This is a genomic window from Mesorhizobium sp. M8A.F.Ca.ET.021.01.1.1, from assembly GCF_003998025.1.
GTDB lineage: Bacteria > Pseudomonadota > Alphaproteobacteria > Rhizobiales > Rhizobiaceae > Mesorhizobium.
In genome coordinates this window covers 1-4,813 of the sequence record NZ_RZSJ01000489.1, presented here as the reverse complement: position 1 = coordinate 4,813, position 4,813 = coordinate 1, and the positions used below count along the sequence as shown (strand labels likewise).

Sequence of the window (4,813 nt, the reverse complement as noted above, 5' to 3'; positions counted from 1 at the left end):
GGGCCCCCCCCCGCCGTTGCGCCCGCCGGCGCATCTTGGGCGGCAGGCCCGGGCGCGCGAGATGGACCGCGGACTGCATCAGCTCACACGCCGCGCCATTGCCGCCCGGCGGCGGCAATTGAAGGACCACGGTCGCGGTCGGATAGGCAACGTGTCGTCATCGACGAATGCAATCTCGAAAAACAAAACGCTCCCGCGGAAAGAGAGTCCGCGGGAGCACGGTCTGACGTTCTTATTAGGACGAACGCCAACTAAAGCAAGCCGGCTGCCGTCATCAGGTCGGTGACCTTCTTGGAGTTGAGCGTCGTGGCGTCGACCTTCGGCGCCTGCAGGTCGGCCAGGGGCACCAGCTTCGGATTGGACTGGGCGTCCTTGCCGACCGCATATTCGAAGGAGGTTCCGTTCTTTAGCACGTCCTGGCCACCCTTGCCGGTCACCCATTTCAGGAAGGCCTGGGCTTCCTTCTGGTGCTTGCTCGAGGCGAGCACGCCGCCACCGGAGACCGACACGAAAGCGCCCGGATCCTGGTTCTTGAAATAGTGCAGCGCGACGTTCTTGGAGTTTTCGCCGGTCTTGGCCTGATCGCCAAAGTAGTAATAGTGGTAGATCACGCCGCCTTCGATCTCGCCGGCATTGACCGCCTTCATCACCGTGCTGTTGCCCTTGTAGGCGGTGAAATTCTCCTTCATCGCCTTCAGCCAGTCGGCCGTGGCGGCCTCGCCCTTGAGTTGCAGCAGCGCGCTGACGATGGCCTGGAAATCGGCGCCGGAAGGCGAAGCCGCCCAGCGGCCTTTCCAGCTCGGATCGGCGAGATCGAGCATCGACTTGGGCAACTGATCAGCCTTGAGCTTGGTCGTGTTGTAGGCAAAAACGGTGCTGCGCGCGGCCACGCCCACCCATTTGCCGCTGGCCGCCTGATAGTCCTGCGGGACCTGAGCCAGCGTGTCGGCGTCGACCGGCGCGAACAGGCCGGCATTCTCCACCAGCGCCATGGCCGGCGAATTCTCCGTCAAAAACACGTCGGCGGGCGAGGCGGCGCCTTCGGAGACGATCTGGTTGGAGAAGTCGCTGTCGCCGCCGTTTCGCAAGGTGACCTTGATGCCGGTTTCCTTGGTGAACCCTTCGGCCCATTCCTTGGTCAGGCTTTCATGCTGGGCATTATAGACGATGATGCCGGCATCTTCGGCCGTTGCCGGACCGGCGGCTAGGCTGATTGCAAGCACCGCTACGCTGGCCAGGGCAAGAAGGGGGGATTTCATAAGGTACTCCTCGGGTTGCCCGCACTGCGGGTGCGTCCGAGTATCAATTCATGAATGGGTTAGTCAAGATTGAAAGCCAATCGGCATCATCACGGTTTCGCGTGTCGGACGCATTTGACATCACCCGATATGCGGTGCCGGTGGCTGCTCCTGCGGAATGCAGCCATCGACCATGGGATGAATGGTCCAGCGCTGATCCAGGCCCTGCTGTGTTCGTTTGGTCTCCGGATCGAACGCGTCGTTCAGCATGGCGCACCAGGTTCTGCGCAGGTTCTCGCAGCGTGTCCTGAATGCCGTGCTGCCAAGCCCGTCACGCATATCCTGCGCGGTGAGGTCGGTGGCCTCGCCCGGCGGTTTGGGCGGGACTGTGCCCATGTCGGGAAAGTCCGGGTTCCACTGAAGATAGTGTTTTGCGTCGACACCCGCGGCCGCATCGAATTTGACCACCGCCATCAGCGGATGAAACTCGTGCCAGCCCTGGTGATAGCCGTCATAGACATGTTCGCCGAGGACGGCGACATGATCGCCCATCCTGATGGGGCCGAGCGCCTTGTCGCCGACATTGGCGTCCTCGACATTGCCGGGGTTCCAGTTGAACAGCCCCTGCAGGACCGGCTTGACCCCGCCGAAGTAGGACGCCGCGCCGCCGATCGCGCCGCCAATGGCCGCCCCGAGCAATCCTCCCAGGAACGAGCCGATGGCGCAGCCCAGCGCACCCAGGAAAAACGACCCTATGGCGCAGCCGACGGCCGCCCCGACACCGGCGCCGGCGGCCGCCGCGGCCGCCGTGACGACCAGAGCCGCCGTCAGCAGGATGACGATGGCCGGCGCCCATTGGCGCATCTTGATCCAGAAGTCGCCCTCGGCCTCGCAGTGCAGGCCCCAGCGGGCATGGTCGTCGGTGGGTGCGTAGCCGAGGTCGGTCTTAAGATCATCGCGCGGCAACAGCAGCTCATGACCCTGAAAGCCGTCATTGAGAATGTCGTTGGCCGGATGGGCCGCGATGCTGGCGGCGAATTCCGCGACGACGCTGCCGTCGGCATTGTAGCGATTGGCGGCCGCCAAAGCCGCCTCGTTGGTCTCGGCGTTGAGGATCTCGGCCGTCGGATGCGGCATCAGGATGACGTCGAAATACTGGTCGTTGTCGAAGGCGCCGAGATCGCTGCGGAACGGATTGTAGGAGACGATGCCGACCGCGCATTTCGGATTGTCCTTGTCGAGGCAGACCAGGCGATGGTTGAGCCATTCCCCGGCGGCCTTGTCGATCGTGGCGGTGGCGGACGCCAGAAATGCGATTGCCGCGGCAAGTGCCGCACCGACCGGCCCCAGCAGCAACCCGAAGGCGGCTGCCAGCCCGGTGATGACGATGATCTGCAGCGCCTGGCCGGCGAGGAAAGCCAGCCGGTCGTCCTCGTTGTAGGGCTTGCCACCGGCGGGATAGAGAAAGCAGCTCGTATAGTGCCTGTAGGCCATCGGAGCGCCTCAGCCTTTCGTGGCGGTGAGCGTCACACCGCCGGTCATGGTGCGCGATCCGCTTTCGCCGATCGTGAACACATGGACATTGAAGGTCTTCGAGCCACGGAAGGCGGCGTCCTTCGCTTCGATCTCGACGGCGATCTCGGTGATCTGGCGCGGCTGCAGTGAAAGCGTTCTTGGAACGATCCTGACCGACCAGTCGTCCGGGATGGGAAACCGGCCATAGGCCTGGTCCTCGAGGGCCCTGGCCCAGCGTGCCTTGCTCTCGGCGAGCCGCGGCTGCGGGGTGTCGGTGCTCTCGCCGCGACCTTCGCCGCGTGACGGGGCACATGGCCGCAGCTTCGGCAGACCGTAGCAGTCCGCCTCGATCTGGAAACGCCGGACGACCGAGGCCTCGTTGCGGACGCTGAAGACGAACCTTGCCGGTGAGCGCATCTCGGCAATGTTGACGTTCTTCTGGCCAAGGTTGTTGCTGGGGTTGGCGTCATCGCCCCAGGAAAGCTGTGCCTGCAGGCAATAGTGGCCGCTGGTGGCGGGCGTGGTCCAACTGAACTCGGCATAGGCAGGGCAATCGATCGTGCCCTTGGCCCCGAGATTGACGGCGGTGCTGGCGATCGGACGGGAAACGGTCTGTGCGCCGAAGGACAGGTAGGACAGCGCCACTCCGACGCTGATGGCCGGGGCGTCGTAAGACCCGTTCCAGACACGCACGCGAACGCGATATGTGTGTGCTGGCTGGAGCGCGCCGGTGACTGGCGCGGCGCCGTCGAAAATGTCGATGTCGGGATTGTCCCAGGTGACCGCGAGGCCCTGCGCCATCAGATAGTACTGGGCATAAAGAAGAGGATCGGCGCGCTTGTAGATGTCGGGCGGCAGCTGGATACAGCAATCGTTCTGCGCCGGGCTTGGCAGCCGCTGGCCCTTGGCCAGCCGGCATAGCAGCATGCGAATCGTCGCAAACAGCACTTTCAGCCCGGTGGCAAGACGCTTCCAGAATTCGGCGGCGAACAACAGCAGGGCCGCGGTTCTGATGTGGTTGACCAGAGATCCTGCCATGTCGTGTTTCCCACGCTGAGAGGACGCAACGGCAATGTTTTCCTGGCGGACGTGTCCCGCCGATTTCCAGCGGCTATTTCTTCAGTGATCTCTGCCTTCGGTAGAAGTAGATGGCGGCGACAAGGACCATGGCCGCAATGACAAGGCTGCCCTCGAAAGTTCCCGAGCCATTGTCCGGAGAAAATCCAAAAATGCGTTCAATGAAATCCATTTCGGCCGCCCTCCGATCCTTTGACGCTACAGAAGGGTTTACCCTACGTCAACAAAGCTTGGTCCGTGCTGTCCTCGCCCCTGGACTGGAAACCAGAGAACCCATCCGGGAATTTCGCGGACCATCCCGCAAACTTTCGTGATTTGCCGGTAGTTTGGCTTGGACATTATTTCGCGGGCCACGTAACAAATCAGTGCCGAGGCGCGAAGATCGGGGAGTGAACTCTTGTGAGCGGCAAAGACGAGGCCGAGCTTTCCCGGCTGATGCGGGCCGCGATCGCGGGAGATGAAAAGGCCTATGCCGACTTTCTCCACCGGATTGCCGCGCTCATCCGCGGCTTTGTCAGGCGCAAGATCGTGCAGGGCGGGGTCGATCCCGAGGACGTCGTGCAGGAAACCTTGCTGGCAATTCATGTGAAGCGACACACCTGGCGCCAGGACGCGCCGGTCCTGCCTTGGGTCTATGCGATTGCCCGTTTCAAGCTGATCGACGCGTTCCGGCGGCGCGGACGGCGCATCGAGATCGATGTCGACGACATCGCCGAGACTTTTGCCGAGCCGGAGACCGATACGGTCAGCGAACGCGACATCAACCGGGCGCTCGACGGCCTGCCGCCGGCACAGCGTTCCGTGGTTTCGGCCGTGTCCGTGGAGGGTCGCTCGATCGGCGAGACGGCGGCGAAGTTCGGCATCAGCGAGACGGCGGTGCGTGTATCGCTGCATCGGGGACTTGCCGCCATAGCCAAGCGATTCGGACAGGGGCGGTTCGGACGGGAATGACATGAAGACCGACGATCTCATTAAGGCGCTCG

The 4,813-nt window shown here is 63.1% G+C and carries 5 protein-coding genes; 1 reads left to right on the top strand and 4 read right to left on the bottom strand.

Annotated elements, in window-relative coordinates:
- Nucleotides 1-251: 251 nt before the first annotated feature.
- From EOA36_RS27920 to EOA36_RS37815, 4 genes are all read right to left on the bottom strand, one after another.
- Nucleotides 252-1,259, bottom strand: a complete 1,008-nt coding sequence (locus EOA36_RS27920; protein WP_127280289.1) for an iron ABC transporter substrate-binding protein — start codon at nt 1,257-1,259, stop codon at nt 252-254.
- 120 nt (nt 1,260-1,379) lie between these two features.
- Entirely contained in the window at nt 1,380-2,732 is a 1,353-nt protein-coding gene (locus EOA36_RS27915; protein WP_127280288.1) for a hypothetical protein, read from the bottom strand.
- 9 nt (nt 2,733-2,741) lie between these two features.
- Complete coding sequence (locus EOA36_RS27910; RefSeq protein ID WP_127280287.1) at nt 2,742-3,791, bottom strand: hypothetical protein; 1,050 nt, start codon at nt 3,789-3,791, stop codon at nt 2,742-2,744.
- A gap of 73 nt (nt 3,792-3,864) precedes the next feature.
- A complete protein-coding gene (locus EOA36_RS37815) occupies nt 3,865-4,002 on the bottom strand; it encodes a hypothetical protein (RefSeq protein ID WP_189522246.1) in 138 nt (45 codons plus the stop codon).
- A 227-nt stretch (nt 4,003-4,229) separates the two neighbouring features.
- On the opposite strand from EOA36_RS37815, the gene EOA36_RS27905 reads away from it, so the two are divergent.
- Nucleotides 4,230-4,781: a sigma-70 family RNA polymerase sigma factor gene (locus tag EOA36_RS27905; RefSeq protein ID WP_127280286.1), complete on the top strand. Its 552-nt coding sequence runs from the start codon at nt 4,230-4,232 to the stop codon at nt 4,779-4,781.
- The last annotated feature ends 32 nt before the right edge of the window (nt 4,782-4,813 follow it).